General features: G+C 63.9%; 1 pseudogene. It reads right to left on the reverse strand.

The window, feature by feature from the left end:
• A pseudogene (locus tag FNJ47_RS55860) lies at positions 1-219 on the reverse strand (flavin monoamine oxidase); the annotation flags it as partial.

Consider the following 219-nt stretch of genomic DNA (forward strand, 5'->3'; position numbering starts at 1 on the left):
CGCGCGTCGCGTGCAGATAGGCATTGTGGTTGAGCTGGATGAAGGGTTCCAGCGTCACGTTGAGCCGACGGCAGTAATCGAGCAGCGCGCGATGATGAGAGGGAATCCGCCACGGGCCGGGATTGAGGGAGAACCCCTGCTCGGACAGGCAGGTCTGGTTGAAGCCGCCGAGCTCGGTAAAACTGTCACCGCCCCGGATCGACCAGTTGCGACCGCCGG

This window comes from Bradyrhizobium uaiense (assembly GCF_010811875.1).
Taxonomy (GTDB): Bacteria; Pseudomonadota; Alphaproteobacteria; order Rhizobiales; family Xanthobacteraceae; genus Bradyrhizobium; species Bradyrhizobium uaiense.